Origin of the sequence: Ancylomarina euxina (assembly GCF_003863355.1) — a bacterium.
Classification (GTDB): Bacteria; Bacteroidota; Bacteroidia; order Bacteroidales; family Marinifilaceae; genus Ancylomarina; species Ancylomarina euxinus.
Genome location: NZ_QQWG01000002.1, coordinates 197,619 through 221,124, shown reverse-complemented (window position 1 = coordinate 221,124; position 23,506 = coordinate 197,619). Strand labels below are relative to the sequence as shown.

Annotated in this window: 19 protein-coding genes; all 19 read right to left on the bottom strand. The window is 32.3% G+C overall.

Translation table 11 applies throughout. The annotated features are described in order from the left end of the window. Positions 1-44: 44 nt before the first annotated feature. The 19 genes from DWB61_RS03105 to DWB61_RS03015 all read right to left on the bottom strand — a co-directional run bounded on the left by DWB61_RS03105 (position 45) and on the right by DWB61_RS03015 (position 23,503). Positions 45-1,199, bottom strand: a complete 1,155-nt coding sequence (locus DWB61_RS03105; RefSeq protein ID WP_125029432.1) for a glycosyltransferase — start codon at positions 1,197-1,199, stop codon at positions 45-47. A gap of 75 nt (positions 1,200-1,274) precedes the next feature. Then, entirely contained in the window at positions 1,275-2,678 is a 1,404-nt protein-coding gene (locus tag DWB61_RS03100; RefSeq protein ID WP_125029431.1) for an O-antigen ligase family protein, read from the bottom strand. Beyond that, positions 2,656-3,783, bottom strand: a complete 1,128-nt coding sequence (locus DWB61_RS03095; RefSeq protein ID WP_125029430.1) for a glycosyltransferase family 4 protein — start codon at positions 3,781-3,783, stop codon at positions 2,656-2,658. The genes DWB61_RS03100 and DWB61_RS03095 overlap by 23 nt, the downstream gene beginning before the upstream one ends. Before the next feature lie 11 nt (positions 3,784-3,794). Further along, on the bottom strand, positions 3,795-4,898 hold the full coding sequence (locus DWB61_RS03090; protein WP_125029429.1) for a glycosyltransferase family 4 protein: 1,104 nt from the start codon (positions 4,896-4,898) through the stop codon (positions 3,795-3,797). After that, complete coding sequence (locus tag DWB61_RS03085; RefSeq protein WP_125029428.1) at positions 4,895-6,118, bottom strand: hypothetical protein; 1,224 nt, start codon at positions 6,116-6,118, stop codon at positions 4,895-4,897. The genes DWB61_RS03090 and DWB61_RS03085 overlap by 4 nt, the downstream gene beginning before the upstream one ends. A 59-nt stretch (positions 6,119-6,177) precedes the next feature. Beyond that, a complete protein-coding gene (locus DWB61_RS03080; protein WP_125029427.1) occupies positions 6,178-7,161 on the bottom strand; it encodes a glycosyltransferase in 984 nt (327 codons plus the stop codon). A 19-nt stretch (positions 7,162-7,180) separates the two neighbouring features. Further along, positions 7,181-7,720, bottom strand: a complete 540-nt coding sequence (locus DWB61_RS03075; RefSeq protein ID WP_125029426.1) for a GNAT family N-acetyltransferase — start codon at positions 7,718-7,720, stop codon at positions 7,181-7,183. A gap of 119 nt (positions 7,721-7,839) precedes the next feature. Continuing rightward, the gene (locus DWB61_RS03070; RefSeq protein ID WP_125029425.1) at positions 7,840-8,535 is read right to left on the bottom strand and encodes a WbqC family protein; all 696 of its coding nucleotides are present in this window, start codon (positions 8,533-8,535) and stop codon (positions 7,840-7,842) included. After that, positions 8,532-9,710, bottom strand: coding sequence for a DegT/DnrJ/EryC1/StrS family aminotransferase (locus tag DWB61_RS03065; protein WP_125029424.1), 1,179 nt, complete (start codon positions 9,708-9,710; stop codon positions 8,532-8,534). The genes DWB61_RS03070 and DWB61_RS03065 overlap by 4 nt, the downstream gene beginning before the upstream one ends. 150 nt (positions 9,711-9,860) lie before the next feature. Next, on the bottom strand, positions 9,861-11,318 hold the full coding sequence (locus tag DWB61_RS03060; protein ID WP_125029423.1) for a lipopolysaccharide biosynthesis protein: 1,458 nt from the start codon (positions 11,316-11,318) through the stop codon (positions 9,861-9,863). A gap of 30 nt (positions 11,319-11,348) precedes the next feature. Continuing rightward, positions 11,349-12,848, bottom strand: a complete 1,500-nt coding sequence (locus DWB61_RS03055) for a lipopolysaccharide biosynthesis protein (protein ID WP_125029422.1) — start codon at positions 12,846-12,848, stop codon at positions 11,349-11,351. Between the two features lie 142 nt (positions 12,849-12,990). Next, positions 12,991-13,887 carry a glucose-1-phosphate thymidylyltransferase RfbA gene (gene rfbA, locus DWB61_RS03050; RefSeq protein ID WP_125029421.1) on the bottom strand — a complete coding sequence of 299 codons (897 nt, stop codon included), beginning with the start codon at positions 13,885-13,887 and terminating at the stop codon, positions 12,991-12,993. A gap of 112 nt (positions 13,888-13,999) precedes the next feature. Continuing rightward, positions 14,000-15,268 (bottom strand): nucleotide sugar dehydrogenase, encoded by a 1,269-nt coding sequence (locus tag DWB61_RS03045; RefSeq protein WP_125029420.1) that lies wholly within the window; start codon positions 15,266-15,268, stop codon positions 14,000-14,002. Positions 15,269-15,345: 77 nt separating this feature from the next. Further along, on the bottom strand, positions 15,346-17,823 hold the full coding sequence (locus DWB61_RS03040; RefSeq protein ID WP_125029419.1) for an exopolysaccharide transport family protein: 2,478 nt from the start codon (positions 17,821-17,823) through the stop codon (positions 15,346-15,348). Positions 17,824-17,903: 80 nt separating this feature from the next. Next, positions 17,904-18,683 carry a polysaccharide biosynthesis/export family protein gene (locus DWB61_RS03035; RefSeq protein ID WP_125029418.1) on the bottom strand — a complete coding sequence of 260 codons (780 nt, stop codon included), beginning with the start codon at positions 18,681-18,683 and terminating at the stop codon, positions 17,904-17,906. Positions 18,684-18,747: 64 nt separating this feature from the next. Beyond that, positions 18,748-20,223, bottom strand: a complete 1,476-nt coding sequence (locus DWB61_RS03030) for a class I adenylate-forming enzyme family protein (protein ID WP_125029417.1) — start codon at positions 20,221-20,223, stop codon at positions 18,748-18,750. Positions 20,224-20,257: 34 nt separating this feature from the next. After that, on the bottom strand, positions 20,258-21,235 hold the full coding sequence (gene nadE, locus DWB61_RS03025; RefSeq protein ID WP_125029416.1) for an NAD(+) synthase: 978 nt from the start codon (positions 21,233-21,235) through the stop codon (positions 20,258-20,260). A gap of 14 nt (positions 21,236-21,249) precedes the next feature. Continuing rightward, complete coding sequence (gene asnB / locus DWB61_RS03020; RefSeq protein ID WP_197091156.1) at positions 21,250-23,241, bottom strand: asparagine synthase (glutamine-hydrolyzing); 1,992 nt, start codon at positions 23,239-23,241, stop codon at positions 21,250-21,252. Next, positions 23,207-23,503: an acyl carrier protein gene (locus DWB61_RS03015; RefSeq protein WP_125029415.1), complete on the bottom strand. Its 297-nt coding sequence runs from the start codon at positions 23,501-23,503 to the stop codon at positions 23,207-23,209. Before DWB61_RS03015 ends, asnB begins: the two co-directional genes overlap by 35 nt. Positions 23,504-23,506: the final 3 nt, after the last annotated feature.

The window sequence follows — 23,506 nt, the reverse complement described above, 5'->3', positions numbered from 1 at the left end:
CATTTTTTATATAATAAACTCCACTTATTTTTTCACCTCAATTTTCATAACTTATCTAATGAATCTAACACATGAATCAATTTCTGTTGAAATTGCTCTAAAGTCATACTACTATTAGCTCGATCTCCTAACTGAATAAAATGATCAATTTTATCTTTCTTCAGTTCTTGAGCAACTTGAATAATTTGTGAAAAGCCATCTGCACTAGCTTCAAAAAATAATCCTGGAGATCCCATGAGTTTTAAAACATTAGCCCCATTGCCTTTATTGACTACAATTGGAATACACTTAGCTGCTAATGACTCATTTATAACTTTACCCCATCCTTCATTAACACCAGGCATGATTAAAAAATTTGCCGTTTTCAGCTCGTTTAAAACCTCATTAAAAGGCAGACTTCCCTTGAACTTAATATTCTTGATTATTTTCAAGTCTTTTACTAAACTTTCCAGCTTAGACCTTAATGGACCATCCCCTATCAGTTCAATAATTAAGTTATCGTCTCCTGTTTGATCTAAATATCTTCTAAGCCCATACAAAATCAACTCTATATTTTTATCAGGATGCAAACGACCTACACAAACAAATCGATATCTTGAAGTGTCTGACCAATTCGTCTTATCTGTAAAAGAACTTATTTCATATAGTTCTCTTTGGGTAAATAATGCAGGGAAGAAAATATGAAAATTACTTTTCGGAATATCGTTATAACACATTACTTGAGTGTTATTGCTTGATTTCATTAATAATTTGGCCTCCCAATTTGAAATTCTCCCCATTGCTTTTTGTGGAGGGAAACTTGTTGCCCACTTGACTATTACTTTTCTTTTAAAAAAATAGTTAACCAAATTGGCAAAGAAAGTAGTATAGCCAGGTGATCTAAAGTGAAGATATGATGCTCTCTTAATAATATGATACAGCCTGAATGGCAAAACTAGGGTCTGTAAAAATCGCTTTATACGTGATATTTTATCTCCACCTCCCCTTATTCCCAAATCGTGAACAATCATATTCGATGGTAATGATATAATAGAAAATGAAGGTGTATCATATACGACCTCTGTGTATAAATCGATAGTTTCGAATAATTCTGACCACAATTTCATCTCTCTTACATATGGCTCATATGAATGATATTGACCTTCAATTAAGATGTGAGGCAAATGTGCAATCAATGTCAATCGATCTTTTTTAATCATATTTTAATTCGTCTAACTAAATTCTAATGTTTTAAAAATCAAAGAAGCTTAACTCAAACTTTTCAAATCGACTGATTAATATTTATTTTGGGAAACAGATTTTGACTTTCCTATTCGTATAACCTGCTTTTTACGCTTAAAGTCATCAACATTTAATAAAAATATTGCAATAAACATACCTGGCACAACACCTAGTCCAGAAGTTGAACTAATGTAAAGAACATAGGCAAACAAGGCTAATATAGGGAGCTTAAAATTTAATTTTGTAAAGATTAAATAGGCTTTCATAAAACGCCGTATTAAAAATATCAGGAAGCAAACAAATGCAATGAGACCAAATTCAATCAACACATTAAGATATAGAGAATGTAATTGATAAGAACCTCCAGCCATAGATTCAATAGCATTTATTCTTGTTGAGTATATCTGACTAAAGATGGGACCTTTTCCTGGACCGAAACCACCTAAAACATTTCCAATCGGTTCACTTACCAGATAAACTCCAGCCATTTTCCATTGATCAGCGCGCCCCGTTGTTGCCGCAGAAATTCCCCTTTCATTATTGAATGTCTTATTAAACCAATGTTCCGCGATATCTGAATAACCTGTATTGCTAATAAATACAAAACTTAAACTTACAACTAAGATTATAGGTAGCATTTGTTTGAGATTAAATCGGCTTAAAATCAAAAACAACAGGTAGCTTCCCGCAAATGTGAAAAATCCAATTCTTGATGTTGTTAATATGGTCAATACAATAATAAAAGCGAGTAGCAAATATTTAATTTTCCGTAGCCATTCTTGACTCATCTGAGAAACCCACACGTTTTTATCTGCAATAATAAAAAAGGCCGATAAAACTAATGCGATACTATAGGCACTAGGGTCAGCTTTGTGAACAGCATTACCTGTTTCAAATATAAATCGTGTATCTATGTGTGGCAAAAGACCTAATATTATCAGTGAAGAACTTGCAATAAAATAAATAGTATATTTTCTCACATAACGAACAGATTTCAGGACCATACTAAATACTAATAGAGCCAGTGCCGTTTCGATAAACTTCATAAATCGTTCTAAAGGAATCCCAATAAACACACCATAGCTTACAAAAAGGAAAACAAATAGAATAATGCCTATTCGTACTTTACAAAATATAACTTCTATGAAGATTTGCCTATTATTTATAAACCATAAAACAAGAGCTGCAAATAGGATTAATGATATTCCATTGTACGAGATGACATATTGCCTTAAAAACGCCAAAAAAGGTGCATAAATAAAAATAATTATTGAGAAAAAAGGTGCGGTGTCTTTTTGAAAAATACTATATAAGAACACAAGACCAATGGTCAATGTTAGCACATAACCTGCATATACTACTTGATTTTTCAGTATTAAACCAGTTATAGCAGCAACTGTTAGTATGTAAAAATAGATGAAAGGACTAAACCCTCTAGACTGCAATTTGCTTCTCATCAATACAAATATTTATCATCCTATCTATAAAGGCATCCTCTGTAAAAAGTAGAATATGCTCATGCATATCTTGTCTCAACTGATTCAAATCTTTATTTTTTAAACTTAATAATTCTGCAAACTTATCAGTAAAATCACGATCACTGAATCTTAATAAATCAAAGGGAACAATTTCTTTTTGTCCTCCTGAATCGTGAACAAAAGGAATACAACCTTTTAATACAGCTTCTACAGTTGTAATTCCAAAATGTTCATTAATTGCAGGAAAAACATAAAATAATGTCTTTTTCAAAATTTGATCAATATCATTCCTTGAAGCATTGGGATAAAAAGAAAGGTTAGATAGATTTTGATCACTGGCCATATGCTTTAAGCTTTCTAGATAATCTATTCTGTTTTTTGAAACTCCTCCCATTATAACAAACTTCAAATCGGGATACTGTCCTGCAAGATTTATTAAGAATTCAGGACGTTTATAATCGACGATGCGGCTAAAAAAAGTAACCGTATCTCTAAAAGACAGATCTTCTTTCTGAAGATTTTCAATTTTCAATTGATTTGAAGGATAAACAACCTCTAAGGTTCTTTGATGAGCTTCTTCAAACAGTTGAGCAGTGAATTTTGAATTAATTACATAATTCCCATCAACTTGTGGTTCATATGCAGGATAAAAAGGTCGAATAAGCATTTTATATAAAAACTTAGCCATTTTAAACCGGATAGATTTCGACTCCAACTGAGGTAGTAAAGGTGGTCCTGACAGATAAAATAGATGTGAACGATTCTGATCTATTAGGATATTAACCGTAAAAGAGTAAACGTGATCAAAATCTAAAGGGATCTTACTAATTCTAACCATATTGAATGGCCATAATAAGTATCTAAACAAATTTGGCATGGTTTTAATCCATGATGGGGCAATGGGGAATTTAAGCTTGACATACTCTACTGTTACACCTGCCTCTTCCAATAACTCATTATTAGGAGCCTCATCCCAGAATATTACAGGTTTTATGCCTTTTTTATTCAATCCTTTTATAAGGGATAAGACACACGTTTGGACTCCACCGGGCTCAGTTAAATCGTAAATAATTGCTACTTTCATAGTGAAAAATATTATTTTGAAATCAACCTAAGAGTGTTAAAAAAATGTTTTGTCTGGTCTTTGGGACCAAATGTTTCCTGAATAAAATTTAAACTATTCGTCACAATTTCTTTATAAAGAACCTTGTCATTCGATAAACGAATAATCTGTTTGGCTAATTTTACTGAATTCTCATCACTGCAAACATCAAAATGAAGCCCCGTGATATTATCCCTTACCATTTCCTTACATCCTCCTGTATTTGAACAAACCACAGGAGTACCTGCTAGCATAGATTCCAAAATCGTACGTGGGAAAGGTTCTCTATCTGATGTTAAACACAAAACATCAAAATCTTTCATTAGTTCTATTGAGTCACTCCTATATCCCCAAAATGTCACATAAGAATCAATTTTCAATTCCTTCACCAATTGCTTTAAACCCAATTCGAAATCATATTCTTGGCTAACAGCTTTTCCAACAATATGAACATGAACATTGGGAATTTTTTTAATTATATCTGGTAATGCTCGAATTACAAGATCGGGTTGTTTGTATCGTGTTATCCGGCCGATGAAACCAATATTAAATACAGATTCTTCAAGAAGAGAACGTTTATGGTCCTTTAATCGTTTATTTATCAAACCAATATCAATAGTATCATGACAAACGTTGACATGAGGGTGCATATCTCCATAATAATCTTTAACATCCTCAGATACAGCAATTATAGAACTTGCTCGATTGACTTGATTTAGGTTAACTTGTTTCTTTTTCGAAAAGTATTCACGTGTGTAAATCGCAATTTTTATTCCTGCCCATTTTGCTCCCAGAGACATCCTAAAACTGGCCGCAAATGTATTACACAAGATCAAATCAAACTTTTGCTTTTTTAACCATCTCATCAGCAAAAAAGAACTCAATTGATATAAACCTGGATATCTTCTTCGAGGACCACTATATTTTTTCACATGCACCTTAAACCCTCTTCCTTCAAGATACTCTGACAATACCCCATAACCAGGTGTCATCATTTCAAATTCAAGATCAGCTGGAAGAGTATTTAGCATATCAGTGATTGCATATTCAGCACCACTTATAATATCATTTCGTGTATGAACTATGAGTATTTTCATAAAAATGGAACGCTGTTTTTTAATTTTTTAAGTAATGTATAAAATGGTATGGAATTTAAACGTCTCTCTAAATTGCACACTTTGTTTTCTAACACACTTATTGTCCCTTTTGCAGCAGACAATTTTAATTCAAGCTCCCTCTTGTCTAATTTTTCTAACCAAGATAATTCTGGGTAATAAGTACCAATCTCCGATGATATTCGATAAGTTGGTGCATAGATATTGTCTAAAATCGTTGTAGGCAAATTCTCTGGGTCATCTTTATAGTTTATCATACTTTCAATCAGCAACAGAAGTCTTGTTGTTGCATCTTCATGTTGGAATAACTGGTCATTCAATAAAAATTCTTGATAATCTAATTTCACCACTGGAGGATTCATTAATTCTTCGAAGACATTTAGAATATGATTTTGTGAAGAAATGATCCAAGCCGACTCAAAATAATGAGGCAAATTGTGATAATCAAGCAATGCTACTGGTGTTTTTAATACCATTGCCTCTAGTAAGGTCGTTGATGGTGTGGTAATTACTGAATCTACTTCTTGAATTATCCTATGAATTTCCAAGCCATTAAGATCAGTTAATGTATTTTTAATATTCAATTTTTCAGAAAGATCACCTGACAAACGCCAAACGATTTCAACATCATTTCTTTCCTTAAAAAAATCTCTTAAATCTTTTAATGATTCAATCGTCTTTCTTTCTTGTTCTATTGTAAAGGCGGGCGTTTTTGCTGTACAAACCAAAATCTTACCTTTTTTCTTATCCAAATGAGAAAAATCAGTTCTAAGACCTTGAATATTTCTCAAACGAGGCATCCCAACAATCTCACATTTACCATGATTTCCCCAACTTTCTAACAACCTAAAATCTTTAAAACCCAAGCAAGCAATTTTATGAGCAAAGGCCGGCTGGTTTAAAGGATTCAGAATACCATTTATACGGTGTCCATTTGAACCATAATCCCAGGTTCTTCTCCACTCTAAAATACCATCCATCAATTGTAAAGTAAGAATCCCATGTGCCTTACATGTAGCAACAATATTGCCCAATTCACACCAGTGTTCATCTGGAATAATAACCAAATCAGGCTTCTCTTCAATTATTTTATTAGGCTGATATTCCTCAAAATAAACAAAGTTTGCTCCCAGAGAGTTTTCTATAGATTTAAAATGTCTCCCTATATATTTGGAAGGTCCGATAACAAAAATCTTATTCATTTTAATCTTAATAAGTTGAGATAATTAATAAATGACTGATAAAAAAATAATCACATTATTTATACAGAAGAGTTATTAACATCTAGTTTTAAATAAGCTATGGGCTTACGAAACAGATACAATAGACCTATCTTAAAAGCACTAAGAATTTTTTTCATTTCATTCTGATTTTTCTTCTCCTTATTTGCATTCATATGTAGAAGATATAAATACAAACCACTTACTAATTCTCCCCGTTTTATTTTAATAAATGCTTTTTCAAACAAACAATGGTTCAGTCTCTTTTTTATAGCGTTTCTCACTTTTTGATTAGAAAATTGCTCATTCAAAAATTCAAAAAACTTTATATCTTCACTGTTACGATAAGCAATATTAGTACCCGACCATACACCTCCAATATGGACTCTATAAACTGACATCACATCAGGTAAATACTTCCCCAATCCACGTTCAGACAAAAGAATAACTAAAGCATAATCACCTTTACTGACTGTCAAATACCATGGCGGTAATGATCTAAAATTCAATATATTTCTATGCAAAATGGAAGCTGTAGGCACGTTATTTTCCAGAATAATAGATTCAAGGTCTACAACCACATCAATTTGACGATTTCCAACACGTAAGATCTTTTCTCCCGTTTTTTGGTCAAGTATTTCACAATCATGAAAAATAAACGAATAATCAGGATTAGCCTCCATAAAATCAACTTGTTTCTGTAGCTTATAGGGGTCAGTCCAAAAATCATCTCCTTCGCAGTGAGCTATATATTTCCCCTGACACTTCGGCATTGAAATCTCAAACCCAGGGTTCTTTCCTTTTGAATATTGATTTGTTTCTTGAAACAAAGGAATAATCAAGTCAGGATACTTATCGACATATTCTTGTATAATTTTCGCAGTATTATCAGTTGAAGCATCCTCACAAATAATTATTTCTATCGGAAAAGTTGTTTTCTGAATTAGAAAGCCTTCAATAGTCTGAGCAATATAATTCTCATGATTATACGTTATACAATTAATGCTCACAAGAGGTTTAGTCATATCAATATAAAATTTAGATCTATTGAAGTTTCTTTTTTCTTTCGAAATAATCAGCTTTTATAATACTAAATAGATATTGGTTTTGAAAAGCTCCATTCTTAAATAATGAATGACGGAGTAATCCTTCTGTATGAAAACCAACTCTCTCTAATATTTTTGCCATTACAACATGATTTTCTAGACATATAGAAGTACATCTTTCCATTCCTAATTCTTCAAATACATATCTTAACATCATAATTATAACTTGAATACCATAACCCTTTTTGGAAAACTCAACATCAAGTTTAATTCCACTTAAAGAGCAAGATTTATTAAAGTGATCTATATCCGAAATTGAGGAATAGCCTATTATATCCTTACTTCCATTTTCACAAATAGCTAAATAAATTTGTTCCTTGGAATCCCCATATATAATATCTTCTATCCATTTACGCTCTCGTGCCAGAGATACAAAACGTTTGTTGCCACCGATTTTGCTCTCCATGACTTCATTATCTCTCAATGCATTAATAAATTCTGCATCTTCTAATTCAAATGCTCTAAAAAAAATGTTCATTTTTTTGTGTGAATTTTTAACAAATTAGTCTAGTTCAATTCAAAGGTACTTCGCTTGATGTAAACTCTATACCAAACTTCAAATCAAGAGGATTTGGTTATGTATTGATATTAACACTATTATTTTAAATCAAAAAAATTTAAATACTCCTTAACTCTATCTAACGAATTAAACATCAACACATCAATTATAGAAAGATTACTTTCAAACGGTTTATTAAATTGATTATAAGTCACTCTGTTAGCATCAAGAAATTGTAGGTTTATCCCAAACTTCTTAAAATAGTCTTTGGAATACAATTCAACCCCACCAATAGAATTTATATAGGTCGAGGCTTTTTCTTGTTTGCAAATAGCAACTATCCTTTCAGATCTCCCGAAATCAATGGAATTGGCATAACACTTTGAACTAAATTCGAATTCCGTTTCAATACCCAAATAATCTGCAACTTTAACAACAGAGTTTGCAGACATCTCTGCTATCGTCTTAACTGGATCATTCAAACAAGCTTCTATTAAGGGATATACATCATTAAAAAAAGGAGCTCTAGAATAAACATGCTTTATTGTTTTCAATTTCCTTGTAGAATCATTACCAATCTTGATTTCATTTATAAGTTTATTTTGACTTGCTTGGGTCAAGTTTACACCAAAATATTGTAACGAATTCGTGTTAGAGATGATTCTATTTCTAGCAATCCAACCGTTTTTAATAAAGTTTACATCATCATAAAACACAAACTTATCAACTAAGTTTACCAATTGTATATAACCCAGATATGGGAAGAAATAGGGTTGCATTATTGCTAATTTCATATTTCTCTTTTTATAATACTTACAATAAATTCTATAATCTCAATTTCTAAATCAGGATAAATAGGCAAGCAAATAACTTTCTTTGTAATGTCTTCAGCTACTTGTAAATTATTAGCTGATGCAGATGGTAAGCCTCTATAAGTTGGAAATTGTGAGATTAATGGATAAAAATATCTACGTCCATAAATGTTATGTGTTTTTAACTTCTCATATAAACAATCTCGAGATTCACCATATTCCATTTCATGAACAAATATTGGGAAATAGGAATAATTGTGCTTTACTCCTTTCATATCCTCTCGAAAACTAATCCCCTTAACATCCTTCAGTAAATCTCGGTATAGATAAGTAATTTGTTTTCTCCTATTTATTGCATCATCTATTCTTTTTAATTGCAGTAAACCATAAGCTGATTGCAACTCATTCATTTTTCCATTAATTCCAGGAGCAATAACTTTTGTTTCACCTGCGAATCCGAAATTCTTTAAATAATCAATACGCTTTTTAGTTGCTTCATCCCTACAAATAATGGCTCCCCCCTCAATCGTATTAAACACCTTTGTAGCATGAAAACTTAATATAGATACGTCTCCATAATTCAATACTGAATGTCCATCAACATCAACACTAAAGGCATGTGCTGCATCATAAATTATTTTTAGACCATAAGTATCCGCAATTTCTTGAATCGCGTGAACATCACATGGATTCCCATACACATGAACTGGCATGATAGCAGTTGTTCTAGACGTAATAGCGGCCTCAATTTTTTGAGGATCTAGATTTAATGTAACAGGGTCAATATCGGCAAAAACAGGTGCTATGCCATTCCAATGTAAAGCATGCGAAGAGGCAACAAAACTGTAAGGAGTTGTTATAACTTCTCCTGTTATTTTAAAACATTGTAAAGCTGTTATCAGTGCAAGAGTACCATTTGAAAAAATCGAAATATAAGGTACCCCCAGATATTTAGCCAATGCATCTTCAAATTCACCGTGATATTTTCCATTATTCGTGAGCCATTTACTTTCCCAGATATCTTCCAACATTGGAATAAACTCCTCTAAAGGTGGAAGCTCAGGCGAGGTTACATTAATTACTCTTTTTCCGAGTCCTTTAATAACTGAATTCCTGCCATTTTGTTCGTATGATTTATTTAATTTAGAAGTATCCATTAAGAAGAAATTTCATGTAAAATGAGTAATATAAAATCACCGAATAGCAACAGAACTATAAATTGTTGCTTAATTGAGAGAATAAATAAGTCAACCTCCAAGGTTAATCAGGATGTTATTTACTATTAGACTACTAATGCAAGCCCCATCTTAAGAACGTTTAAAACTGACTTTTTGAAAGTATTTGTGAAAGACTGATTTAATCTCAAGATATTCATTGAGCTTAAAAATTTCTAAAATGAATATCAAAAAAAGACCTCCCACTAGCAATTGAACTAAAAACTGTTGTACAACTGAAAGCATCAATAATTCAACAGACCACATAATCAAGCAGGTTGCAGCACCTACCAAAAATGAGGGCGTAATATCCTTTAGTTGTTGAATTGTTGAATATTCAATTAGACGTGCGGTATAATAACTGTTCAAAATGTAGGCGACACATCCGTTGAAAATCATCGCTATTAGCATTGCTTTTATACCAAAATAAATTCCAATTATTATAACTGGTATAGATATACATTTTTTAATTATCTCTAATCTCAAGAAAAGATCAGACCTCCCTTTTACCTTTAAAATATTCAAATTAATTGCGTGAAGAGGGTACAACATTTGAGAAAAACATAATAGCTGCAAATAAGGTATACATGGTGCCCATTTTTCTCCAATCAATATTACAACAAGAGATTCGGAGCAAGCAGCCAAGCCCATCATTGCAACAAATGAAATTAAGATGGATGATTTTAATATTTTTTTATACCCCTTTGTCAAGGCATCTGGATTATTCTGAATAGACGAAAGAACAGGGTAACTAACTCGTTCTATTATTCCTGTTAGATTACTCGAAAACAAGTTTGAATAGCCTTGTGCACGCGTGTAATAACCTAGCTGAGCTGCTGCAAAATACTTACCAATAACTAAATAATATATATTATTAAAAGTTGTATCAATAAGTGCTGAAGCCAACAGTTTAGAGCCAAAACCAAATAGTTCTTTAAAACTTTGTACTGAAAATTCCCACTTTGGTTTCCATGTATTATAATACCATAATAAGGTAGTTCCTAAAAATCCACCAACTAACTGTTGCGCAACAAGACTCCATATTCCAAAGCCTCTATAGGCCATTATTATACCAACTGTACCACTACAAACTGTTCTTGTTATTGATATTTTACTTTGAGTTTTAAAATCTATCCGTTTCGTCATTAATGAATGCTGAACAATAGAAGCCGCATTAATCAACAGTCCTATTCCCAATACCCGGATTATTAGTTTCAAACTAGGTTCATCAAAAAAGGATGCAATAAAAGGAGATGTGAAAAATAATAAGCAATAAAAAAGTAAAGCAACTCCTAAATTAAAAATGAAAGTAGTATTACAATCCGCATCCTTTAAATCGGTCTTTCTTATTAAGGCTGTACCAAACCCAGAGCTTATAAAAACATTGGAAATAGCCATGAAAATTACAATCATCCCTAATATTCCATAAACAGAAGGATCTAATATTCTAGCTAGAATTATTCCTATAACGAAAGATATTGATTGCTTTCCAAAACTATCAAAGAAGCTCCAAAATAGTCCATTTAAGGTTTTGTCTTTTAAACTTCCCATCTACTTTTTATTCCATTGAAAAAACAATAATTATTTAAGTAAAAAACTTTTAATAAGGCTTACAAACTTCAAGTCAATAGATGGATAGTTTATATTTTGCTTTCTTATTTTTCTCCAAACAAATACAAATACGCTTACTATTAAAAAGGCAAACAAGGTGAGTTTAAGCTGATAATCGGTCACAAAAAGAATTATGAGTGGGATAATAGAGATAAATAGAATCAATGTCAATTTATTCCAAGCTATCTCTTTAAAAAATTGACTCGTAAAAATATTTAAGACAATATTCGAAAAAACAAGTGAACTTATTAAACCTGCAAATATCACCCCTTCAATTCCCCAATAATATAATAATGCAATACTCGCCAATAATTTTATTACCCCTTCCAAAAATCGTATTATATTATGTGATACAATTTTAAAGAATGTTGTTGCAAGAATAATTCTATTGGGAAGCACAGATGCCTGTAGTATGAAATTAAGACACAACAACATATTTATAGTATCACCAAGATAAAAATCTGAACCAACCCATAAATAAACAAACCACCTATTTAATAAATAAATACAAATACCTATTCCAAAAGCTGCCGCAAAGGACGAATAGAAAGTAATATTATACATCTTTGCAAGAGACTTCATATCCTTCTTTCCAAACATCTGAGCAAAAAATGGTCGGGTTGTATTAAAAAATTGTTGATGAAAAGTATCGGCTATTTGATACAGTTTTATTGTTATTACATAACTCGCGACCGTAGACAAGGAGATATATTTACCAATTAAAAAAGAATCCATTCTTAAAATTAAAATTCCAGCTACCCCTCCAAGACTAAACCAAACTCCTTTTTTCAATAAAAATGTAAAACGATTATATTTCCATGAACTCAATTTTATCTTAACATATGGCAAAGACTTCTTGACTCTAAGCCAGGTTACTATTGTAATAATAATTGTTGCTACAACACTACTAATTGCGAGGGATAGAAGTTTAAAACCATTCATCAATAGAATTACGGTCAGGCTTGTTTTAATAATCAACAAGCCAAACTTAAGATAATTATCAATATGAATTTGTTTGCTAGCAATTAGCATTGAATTCATTGGTTGAAAAATAAAACTTAAAGTATAACCACTTACAAGTAAAACAACAACCAATTCTATATTATCTGCATTTACATCACTACCAAATAGTAATTCAGGATGAATTGTAACAAATACGCCTGCTAGTATTATTACAATTGCACTTACCAATTGAGTAAAGAAAGTGGTACTCGCAACAATATTAAGTTCTTTAACATTTTTAGAGCCCATTAAATGAGCACCTTTTGAATTAAATGCAGCACTAATTCCTAAATTTGCTAAAGAAAGCCAAGCCAATAAATCAGTAGCGATTGCAAAAATCCCATATTCAGGTCTAGTTAGAAATTTTAAGACAAATGGGATAAGCCATAGATTTACTAACAAACTAATGATCATAACAAGGTAACCAGATGTTACTCCTTTTAAAAATTTCCTTGCGTCTGAACTCATATAAATTACTATAGCTATATATTACTCAAGTTAGATTTCAAATCACATTATTCATAATAATGAAAAATAAACCTATACCTAATTACAAAACAATCATACCTTTAAATCTTATAAAACAATTCCTACCTGTTATCGTTTTCATTTAGAGTAAGTAATTATAACTAATATCCTTCTCAATTTGTTTCAAATAATTCCCGTAGACATTACAACCGTAACGAGCAATTGCTTCATTTAACTTCTCAATAGTTATCCAATGTTTCTTATAAGCAATCTCTTCTAGGCAAGCCACTTTAAGACCTTGTCGAGCTTCTATCGTTTGAATAAAACTTCCTGCCTCAAGCAATGATTCGTGAGTTCCAGTATCTAGCCATGCAAACCCACGTCCCATTCTATTAAGTTTCAATCTTTTCTCTTTCAAGTAAACCTGATTTAAACATGTAATCTCCAATTCGCCCCTATGAGAAGGTTTTATATTTTCAGCCTTATGAATCACATCATTGGGATAAAAGTATAATCCAACTACTGCATAGTTCGATTTAGGACGTTTAGGCTTTTCCTCGATACTAACAACTTCCCCATCCACATTAAATTCTGCTACACCATAACGTTCTGGATCACTCACATAGTACCCCAATAAACAAGCTTTCTTTTCAAAAGAAACCGTAATTAGTGCATCTTTCAATAAAGGAGTCAGTCCATCACCATAAAAAATATTGTCTCCAAGCACTAAACAAACATCATCTTCACCAATAAACTCTTTCCCAATGAGAAAAGCCTTAGCGATACCATCTGGTGAGAGCTGCACTTTGTATGAAAGAGAAATTCCCCATTGAGAACCATCGCCCAGAAGTCGTTTAAAAGCAGATTGATCTTCTGGTGTTGTGATTATCAATACCTCTCGAATACCTGCCAACATTAATACGGACAAAGGATAATAAATCATAGGTTTATCATATATCGGTAATAACTGTTTTGATACTCCTTGCGTAATTGGGTACAAACGAGAACCAGATCCTCCAGCTAATATAATTCCTTTCATAAAATAATTTATTAAAGTTTTACAACCTGACCTATAATTAATATCGTCTTTATTGCCTTGTTTCTTTCAACAAACGTTCCTTTGTTATTGCAGTAGATTTCATCCAAGTGGTCTACAATCGACAATCAACAACTTCTTTGGGAAGAACACCTTTTATGTCGTAAATCACTGCATTCCCACCATTCCTTAATGCAGCATAATCTAAATCTTTAAACTCAGAGTGAGCAACTGCTAAAACAATAGAATCATATTTATCTCCATTAATGCAACTGAGTAGTTCTATTCCATATTTATCTATCACTTCTTGCTTATCAGCCCAAGGATCATAAACATCAACCTCACATCCAAATTCATTAAATTCATGAATCAGAGCTATAACCTTTGAATTTCGGACATCTGGGCAATTCTCCTTAAAAGTCAAGCCTAAAACCAATATTTTTGAATCTGAAATTCGATGCTTTTTCTTAATCATCTCCTTTATCACCATAGAGGCTACAAAAACCGGCATTCTATCATTTAATCTTCGACCAGCTAACATTATTTCAGGATTATATCCTAATTCCTGTGCTTTCTGCGTTAGGTAATAGGGGTCGACTCCAATACAATGTCCTCCGACTAAGCCTGGTTTAAAAGGTAAGAAATTCCATTTAGTTCCAGCTGCCTCAAGAACTTCATGAGTATCAATTCCTATACGACTAAAAATAACTGACAACTCATTAACAAAAGCTATATTTATATCCCTTTGGGAATTCTCAATCACTTTTGCAGCTTCAGCTACTTTTATAGAAGATGCCTTATATGTTCCAGCTGTTATTATTGAAGAATATAAACAATCAACAAAATCTGCAACTTCCGGAGTAGAACCTGATGTTACCTTTTGAATCTTAGTTACTGTATGCACTTTATCCCCAGGATTTATTCTTTCTGGAGAATATCCACAAAAGAAATCTTTATTGTATTTCAGGCCACTAACCATTTCTAATACAGGAACACAATCCTCTTCAGTAGCTCCTGGATAAACTGTCGATTCATAAATAACAACATCACCCTTCTTTAAAGCTTTCCCTACAGTTTCCGAGGCTTTAAGCAATGGCCTTAAATCCGGACGCTTATTTTTATCAATTGGAGTTGGCACAGTAACTATAAATACATCAAATTGTTGAAGAAATTCTTCAACACTAGTAAAAACCAACAATTCCGATGCTGCTAAATCTCCCTTATCAACTTCTAAGGTTCTATCATTACCTGATTCTAATTCCGAGATACGAGTTAGATTTATATCAAACCCAGCGGTTATATATTTCTTTCCAAACTCAACAGCAAGAGGTAGCCCTACATAGCCAAGACCTATAACAGCAATCTTACGATTCATTATATCCATGATTCAGAATTATTAAATATGATTATTAAAAACTAGTTGATTAACTCAGGGAATTACAATACTTCAAATTATTAATTCTACATATTTGAAGTATTGTAACTATAGCCATATGCGTACTTATATGCATATCCATATTTTTGAGTTTTGATACCATTCATTACAATGCTCACATTTTGAATATTAGATTCATTCAACATTTTTATGTTATGCTCTAAGAATAACTTATGAGTAAACTGATGCCTAACAACAAAAACGTTTGTAGTTGCATAAGGAGTTAATAACAATGCATCAGTTACCATTCCTATAGGACTAGTATCTATCACAATGCAATCGTATTGTTTTTCTAATTCTTCGAATAATTTAGCTGTTACTTTAGAATCTACTAATTCAGCTGGATTTGGAGGTATCGGCCCCGCACCAATACAATCCAGATTTTCATATTTTGTAGAAAAAATAACCTCATCAAGGGTATGCTTACCTATCAAAAACGTTGAGATTCCTATTTCTTCAGGTACATCTATGTAATTAGCTAATTTGGGTTTTCTAAGATCAAAACCAAGCACTATCGTCTTTCTCCCAGCAAGAGCTAATATACCAGCAATATTAACAGCACAAAATGATTTCCCCTCCCCTGAAGAAGATGACGTTACTAATATTGTTTGTTTATCACTTCCATTTTTAAGATAATCCAGACGAGTCCTTAAAGATCTAAAAGCTTCTGTTATACGCGAACTAGGGTGCTTTTGTGTTAAAATATCTCCATCATTCTTACTAAATGCAATATTCCCAATAATAGGAGCAGAAGTTATTCGTTCCAAATCTTCTTCGGTTTGTATTTTATTATTAAATAAATCTTTTAAAAATAAGAATACCGCAGGAATCATAAAACCGAATACACAATACATTATATAAACAAGCATACTCTTAGGTTGTATCATTGCGGCAAAAAAAGCAGGCTCAATCACTTCATTGTCAGGAAGATTGGACGCCTTTTGGATCTGAGCTTCTACTCTCCTTTCCAAGAGAAGCGTATACAAATCATTAGTCAGGTCATAGTTTCGTTGAATATTCATATACTGCTGCTCCTTACGAGGCAATAAATTTTGTTCACGAGATATTCTGGCTTTTTGCTTTTTCAATACTTCCTCTTGATGATTTATATAATCTCCCTGAGAATTGATATTCTCATAAAGCGAAGCAAGTATGGTAGATTCCTGACGTTGTAGTCTTTCCAAATATGGATTGTTTAATTTTTCCTTACCCTCATATTGTAAAAGAGCTGATCTTACTTCACCCAGTTGCGTAATATATTCAGATAAAACACTCTGTTCTAAACCTACCGAAGCTGGCGAGATTAGTTTATTATAGTCTTCTCTCTTATTCAAATACCCTCTTAATCTTTTTAAATATGATGACTGTGTTTGTAATTCTAAAATCTCAACATCAATTGCCTGTAACCTGGTATAAGCTGCCTCAACCTGCACAGTTGGCATAACCACTTTGTTTGAGGTTCTAAAATTCTGAAGTTTTGCTCCCATTCGACCTAGCGTATCACCCAAACCATAAAGTTGCTGATCGATAAATAAAATTGTATTATTGGCAATCTGGTTTTTCTGATCTAAACTACTTTGAATCCAAACCTCCATCAACATATTTAGAAAAGCCTTTGTTTTTTCAAGACAAGTCCCCATTGTTGACATATTAGCAATGGATGCACCTTGGGCTGCAAATGAAACTTCAATCTCGTTAAATTCATTAACCATTCGTCTATTGTTACGAATAAAGAAAAAAATATCATTTTTACTCAACTCTTCATCTAGGTTTAAGTACTCTGATATAATAGTAAATGAATAATGTTCACGAACTATTCGCTTCCCAATTTCTATTGGCTCATCAACCTGAATAGATGATAACATTCCAATATCTTGTTTATTCAAAAAATCGTGAAGAATAACATCCTCTCCTTGAGCAACTATGTGAAGTTTTCCATCATTATTTCTTTCAAGATAAAACCTAAGACCAATAGGTTGCACATGAGTTTTATCTATAATAACTTGAAATGGCTTATTTAAATAGAGCTCTACTTCTCTATATTTCCCCTTTGAAAAAAATGCTTGATTGAGAGTCTGAAAAATTCTTAAAGAATTATTTTCATTAGACTTTAACTTATCCTTAGAATAGTAACCGACATTAAAATCAAGTCGCTCCAGAGTACGAAGTATCAATGACTCTGTTTTTAGCAGAATGGTTTGATTCTGAAAATTTTGCATCTCAGGCGTGGAAAATCCACTCATCATAGCCATATCTTCTGGCATATTTGTTTGGCTTTCAGTTTTAATGAGAACTGTAGCATCTACTTTATAAACTGGTGTTGTATATCTATTTATAAGATAAGCAACTAATAAGCCCAATAAAATAAATACAACAAACCAATACCATTTACTCAGAAATAAATAAAACCATTTTTGAATATTGGGTTTCTCTGTTTTATATTCATTCTCAAGACTGAATATATCATCATTTATATGAGAACTATTGTTATTCGAATGATACATAATCTTAGTGTATGGATATGAAGATTAATAAATTGGATGATTTAGGAATTATACCCTTTGTGAGAAAGCTTTGCAAACTACTATCTTAGTGAGTTTGCCAATAAAAAGAAAGTAATCAAACTTGTTACTAAACTTAATGAGAAGGACTCTCCGAATCCCCACATCTGAGCTTTAATAGGCTCAATATAAATAAGGTCGTTAGGTTGGATATAGTAGTTTTGACTATCAACAAGATTTAAATCAGTTAAATCCACAGTAATTGTTTTAGTCCCATCAGTAGAAGGTCGTACAATTCTCACTTTTTTTCTCTTTCCGTAAATAGTCAAATCTCCAGCTTGCGATATCGCTTCGAAAATTGTAATATGATCTTTGCTCATGTTATATTGGCCAGGATTATTCACTTCTCCCAATATTGTGAACTGTGTATTGGTTAATTGAACCTGAAGAGTAAAAGTATCAATATGGTTTTTAAGAATATTCTGCATTTTTGCTTTCAACTCCTTTATTGTCAAGCCAACTACCTTAATTTCACCAATATACGGAAAATCAATTTCACCTTCGTCACCAACTTGATAACTCTGAAATCGCAAACTGCTAGGATCTCCCATATTATTCATATTCATCTGGCCTACATTAAGGTTATAAAGACTAGCAACAGCCTCATCAGGAGTTAAAACTCTGATATAAATATAGTCTCCTGGCAGAATTGTATAAGCTTCTGTGACCTCAATAGCTTTTGTATATAGATTTATATACTCTTTTTTACCACTGACATCTCTCATATAGACTGTCTTTTTCTGAGGTATGCAGGAAACTACTGAAAGCAACAACAGAAAAATTATTAATTTATTAAATTTCATAGGTGTATAGTTTGATATTACTTTTGTATAAATTTTCTAGTAATCCTTTCGATTCATGCACGAATCAAATTATAGAATGAGATCTTATTTTCTTACCTGAAGAACTGACTTGCATGGCTTCTTCGAAACATATCAACTGAGGAACCTTATGTATTTGAAGCTTCTGATGACATTTTTTCAAAATCTGCTTTTTGATTTGTTTCTCATCACAGTCATTTTTTAAAACAACAATCGCTTTAATGGCCTCTCCCAGCAAGTCATCACGGACAGCAATAACAGTACAATCTACAACCTCATTTATTGAAACAATAACCTCTTCAATTTCTTTAGGACTTACTCGTTTACCGCCAACTTTAATAATTTCTTTTTTTCGACTCTGTAAATAAATAAAACCATCTTCATCCATACTGCCTATATCACCCGTGTACAACCACCCATTTTTCAATACGTCCTTTGTACCTTCTTTATCCTTAAAATAGCCACGCATTATATTATCGCCCTTAGCTACTATTTCTCCAAGTTCACCAGTTTCTGCAACTTCACCGTTCTCATTTAACACCTTCAAGATAACATCAGGTATAGATTTGCCAATAGATCCAATTTTTTCCTTCAATTTTTCTGGAGGTAAATACGATAAACGAGCTGTAGCTTCAGTCTGCCCATACATCACGAAAAACTCAATATTTGAAAAAATCTCAATAAACTCCTCTATGAAACTATTATGAAGTTTTCCTCCTGCTTGTGTAACATACCTTAAATTAGGAAAATTGGTATTTTTAAAGGATTCTGATTTTTTTAGTAAAATTTGAAAATGACTCGGAACTCCAGCAAAACCTGTACAGTTATATCCTTTAATATTATTTATTACAGTAGGTAGAAAAATGAAATTGTTAATCAATACTAAAGAAGCTCCAACCTTCAAATGAGTATGTAATAATGATAAGCCATAGCAATAATAAAAGGGTAAAACAACTCCCATTATATCATCTGTTTTTAATTTCAGATAACTAATTATTGAATTTGTATTTGCAATAATATTCTTATGGCTAATCATTACACCCTTAGGTATACCTGTTGATCCAGAAGTATATAGAATTTCTGCAATTCTGTTAGAATCAAATTCGTCTGAAAATTTAGCAGTCTTTAAATCTGAATTCTTGATTATTTCATCGAATCTATTTTTATCAATCTTATAATCAACTGATTTAGATATGATCTTAGTAAATCTATCAGAAAATACAATACACTTACTCTTAGATGTCTTAACTATATATTCAAAATTATCCTGCTCAATAGTTGGATCAATAGGGATGCAAATATTGCCAGATTTAATGATAGCCAAATAGGTAACTATAAACAAAACAGAATTTTCACTTGCCAATAATACTCCCTGCTTCTCTCCAATCAGATTTTTCAAATAGTTGGCAAACAGCATACTTTCCTTATAAATCTGCTTATAAGCTATTGTCTCATTAGGCCCGATAACAAAATCCTTATCAAGACTCTCTGACTCTAGAAATAGGTAATCAACAACATTCATATTAATTCAGAATTGTTTAATTAAATTAAGCAAACTAGAAAATAGGAGGTAATCGAAGGTATTCTGTTGTTTTCTGCTTTCGTTCAAAATTCTTGAAGATATTTTGAATTTCTTTACTCTCTTTATTTAAAACTAAGGCAACCTCTTCTGCCTTATAATCATTCTCCCACGCATACCATAAAAGATCCATTTCATGGAATGGCATTTGGTAAAAGAATTCTTCCTGGGTTTGCTCTGCACTGTAAGTATCTGTTGTTGGTGTTCGTTCAATAATCTGTTGAGGTACTCCTAAATATTCTGCTAATTGATATACTTGTGTTTTATAAAGATGCCCAATTGGCATAACATCCGCTCCACCATCACCATACTTCACGAAAAATCCTTGCTCTACCTCATGTTTATTTGGCGTGCCTACCACAGAATAATGAAGACTTTCAGCATAATAATACAACATTGACATTCTGCTACGTTGCTTAAAATTCGTAGCTGCCACAATTTGCAAGTATTCTTTGGAAGGTAATAAAGTGCTGATATGAAATCCATTAGACTTAACAATAGTCAATGAAAATACATTAGGAATATTTTGAGCGATCGTTTGTTTAATTTCAATCTTCGCTTTATCCTCGATAGGATTAAACTCTGAAAAAACATTTGCTACAGCTTCGTCCCTACGCTTATAGCACCCAAACCCTTCAAGAACTGGTGTGATATCTTCAACAAAAGTTCTTACACCAAATTTATGGGCTAACTTCTGTGCTAGCATCAAACTATCAGGACTTGAATCTCTTTCTGGCAACAAAATTCCAATCACATTCTCTTTACCTAAAGCACGAGTTGCAAGAGCAAGCACAACCGATGAATCAATACCACCACTTATACCCACAACTGCTCCTCTACGTTTAAGTTTTGTCTTAATATCTAACCTAAGCTTTTGGCAAATTTCGTCACAAACCAATTCGATATTTTCAAGATTTAATATTTCTTTTGAAAATGATTTAGTTTTTAGTTCCATATCAAGATTTTTTTTTAATTCAACAGAATTAATTTACAATCAATTAAATCCGATTTTTTCAAATCGGCTCTATGTTTCTTTACAAATAAATCATCCAAAATTTGGGTTGACAAAATTCCCATATAAGCCATTTTATCGACTTCCGAAATATTATTATTGGATTTCATTTTGAGAACAAGTTTTTCAACCATTTCGTAATTAAAAAAACCTGCTGATGTTATTTGTTTCTCAGACAACATATTGTTGAAATAGGTAGAATTCAAATTATTTATAGTAGGAGCTCTATAGGCTTGTTTAGGTCTATTGAGTATTGTCTCAGGTAACTTCCCTACCATCATTTTTTTCAACAATACTTTCTCATCCAAACACCTAATCTTATAACTCGAAGGCAGTTTCATACAAAACTCAATCACCCGATGATCTAAAAATGGATATCTACCTTCTACCGAATTTGCCATTGCCATTCGATCTCCTTGAGATGACAATAAATAACCTGACATAAACAGCTTGATTTCTAACCACTGAGCGCGAGACAACAGATCTACATCCTTAAATTTTTCGACTAAAGTACTTTCTAATTCATCGATAGGATGGTAACCATTTAACTCAGTTTTTACATCTTCAGAAAAATATTTTTTAATTCGGGATGTGTTGTTCCACCTTAGTAGATGAGAGTACACTAAAGAGTCTGTTTCGGTTAGTTTGTATGAGAAAAATAGATTTAAAGCTCTTGCTCCATTTAATTGTGACATATAAGGATATAATCGCTTCAATAATAAAGGACGGTACTTGGATTTAGGGTATTTAGCCCAAAACTGTCTAATTAGTGCCTCTTTAAAAATATTATATCCTCCCAACAATTCATCAGCACCTTCTCCGGTTATGACAACTTTTATATCATTCTTTCTCACTAATTTGGACAACATAGCCATTGGTGATGGAGAACTTCTTAATATTGGTGTTTCCAAATGCCATATAATATCCGAAAATATCTTTGCTATATCATTGTTCTCACACTTAATGCTTTTGTGATTAGTTTGAAAAAACTCAACAGCTTCATTTTGAAAATCCGATTCATCAAATTCCTTATCAGTAAATCCCAAGGAAAATGTTTGTAAACGCTCTTGATTATTATCCTTGATAAATGAAGTTGTAATACTAGAATCAAGACCACCACTCAAGTAGGCTCCGACGGTAACATCTGCCCTTAATCTTATCTTAACAGCATCCGAAAAAAGCTCTTTAAATTCATTAATTGCCTCTTTTAAAGTCCCATTTTTATATTCATGACGTTTACAAAGAGGTAATTCCCAATATTTCACCTCATTGATCCCATTTGAATTTGCTAGAATGTAATGACCAGGTTGAACTTCTAAAATATCCTTAAAAATTGTGAGTGGAGATAAGGTCGTCCAAAAAGTGAAGATCTGTGTTAACGCCAATGGTGAAATTTGAGCTTCAATGCTGGGGTGCTCAAACAGAGCTTTCATTTCTGAAGCGAACACAATTCCATTATTTACTTTTGAATAGAATAAAGGTCTTATTCCAACCCTATCTCTAGCAAGGAATAACTCTTTTTTAGATATATCCCAAATAGCAATAGCAAACTGACCATTCAACTTATTTAATGAATCAACCCCATATTCTTCATATAAATGCAAAACAACTTCAGTATCAGTTGTCGTTTTAAAAACATGTCCTTTACTTTCAAGATCCTTCTTTAATTCAAGGTGATTAAATATCTCTCCATTAAAAACAATCCATTGAGAAGCATCTTGGTTAGATAAAGGCATACGTCCATTGTCAAGATCCAGGATGCTCAAACGAACGCTCCCTAAACCAATTTCATTGGTTAGCAAAATGCCACTTTGATCAGGACCTCTGTGTTTTATACGAGTTAGCATACTCCTTAAAACGTTTATAGAGTTATCCCTATCAAAACAAGGATAAAAGCCAGCTATACCACACATATTATTTATGAATAATGACCAATTTCTTCGAATCATTCGATTCTGTTAATTCTATTTTATTTATGATAAAGGCCGAGATGCTATTTATAGATGCAAAATTTTCAACAACTAATTCATCATCTTTAGTTTCAACTTGAAACTCATCTCTTATAAAGTCAATTAGAAATAAAAGACCCATTGAGTCAAAAAGCCCTTCCTCAAAAAGTAATGTATCATCCTTAATTTCATTTTCAACCGAAGATGTTGCTCCAAGAATGTATTGAAGTATTTTCTCCTTCACTTCCTTATTATCTATCATAGC

What these genes read in the sequence shown, in the direction of transcription:
- DWB61_RS03105 (WP_125029432.1), bottom strand. Translation starts at nt 1,199, where the DNA reads ATGATTAAAAAAGATCGATTGACATTGATTGCACATTTGCCTCACATC.
- DWB61_RS03100 (WP_125029431.1), bottom strand. Translation starts at nt 2,678, where the DNA reads ATGAGAAGCAAATTGCAGTCTAGAGGGTTTAGTCCTTTCATCTATTTT.
- DWB61_RS03095 (WP_125029430.1), bottom strand. Translation starts at nt 3,783, where the DNA reads ATGAAAGTAGCAATTATTTACGATTTAACTGAGCCCGGTGGAGTCCAA.
- DWB61_RS03090 (WP_125029429.1), bottom strand. Translation starts at nt 4,898, where the DNA reads ATGAAAATACTCATAGTTCATACACGAAATGATATTATAAGTGGTGCT.
- DWB61_RS03085 (WP_125029428.1), bottom strand. Translation starts at nt 6,118, where the DNA reads ATGAATAAGATTTTTGTTATCGGACCTTCCAAATATATAGGGAGACAT.
- DWB61_RS03080 (WP_125029427.1), bottom strand. Translation starts at nt 7,161, where the DNA reads ATGACTAAACCTCTTGTGAGCATTAATTGTATAACGTATAATCATGAG.
- DWB61_RS03075 (WP_125029426.1), bottom strand. Translation starts at nt 7,720, where the DNA reads ATGAACATTTTTTTTAGAGCATTTGAATTAGAAGATGCAGAATTTATT.
- DWB61_RS03070 (WP_125029425.1), bottom strand. Translation starts at nt 8,535, where the DNA reads ATGAAATTAGCAATAATGCAACCCTATTTCTTCCCATATCTGGGTTAT.
- DWB61_RS03065 (WP_125029424.1), bottom strand. Translation starts at nt 9,710, where the DNA reads ATGGATACTTCTAAATTAAATAAATCATACGAACAAAATGGCAGGAAT.
- DWB61_RS03060 (WP_125029423.1), bottom strand. Translation starts at nt 11,318, where the DNA reads ATGGGAAGTTTAAAAGACAAAACCTTAAATGGACTATTTTGGAGCTTC.
- DWB61_RS03055 (WP_125029422.1), bottom strand. Translation starts at nt 12,848, where the DNA reads ATGAGTTCAGACGCAAGGAAATTTTTAAAAGGAGTAACATCTGGTTAC.
- rfbA (WP_125029421.1), bottom strand. Translation starts at nt 13,887, where the DNA reads ATGAAAGGAATTATATTAGCTGGAGGATCTGGTTCTCGTTTGTACCCA.
- DWB61_RS03045 (WP_125029420.1), bottom strand. Translation starts at nt 15,268, where the DNA reads ATGGATATAATGAATCGTAAGATTGCTGTTATAGGTCTTGGCTATGTA.
- DWB61_RS03040 (WP_125029419.1), bottom strand. Translation starts at nt 17,823, where the DNA reads ATGTATCATTCGAATAACAATAGTTCTCATATAAATGATGATATATTC.
- DWB61_RS03035 (WP_125029418.1), bottom strand. Translation starts at nt 18,683, where the DNA reads ATGAAATTTAATAAATTAATAATTTTTCTGTTGTTGCTTTCAGTAGTT.
- DWB61_RS03030 (WP_125029417.1), bottom strand. Translation starts at nt 20,223, where the DNA reads ATGAATGTTGTTGATTACCTATTTCTAGAGTCAGAGAGTCTTGATAAG.
- nadE (WP_125029416.1), bottom strand. Translation starts at nt 21,235, where the DNA reads ATGGAACTAAAAACTAAATCATTTTCAAAAGAAATATTAAATCTTGAA.
- asnB (WP_197091156.1), bottom strand. Translation starts at nt 23,241, where the DNA reads ATGATTCGAAGAAATTGGTCATTATTCATAAATAATATGTGTGGTATA.
- DWB61_RS03015 (WP_125029415.1), bottom strand. Translation starts at nt 23,503, where the DNA reads ATGATAGATAATAAGGAAGTGAAGGAGAAAATACTTCAATACATTCTT.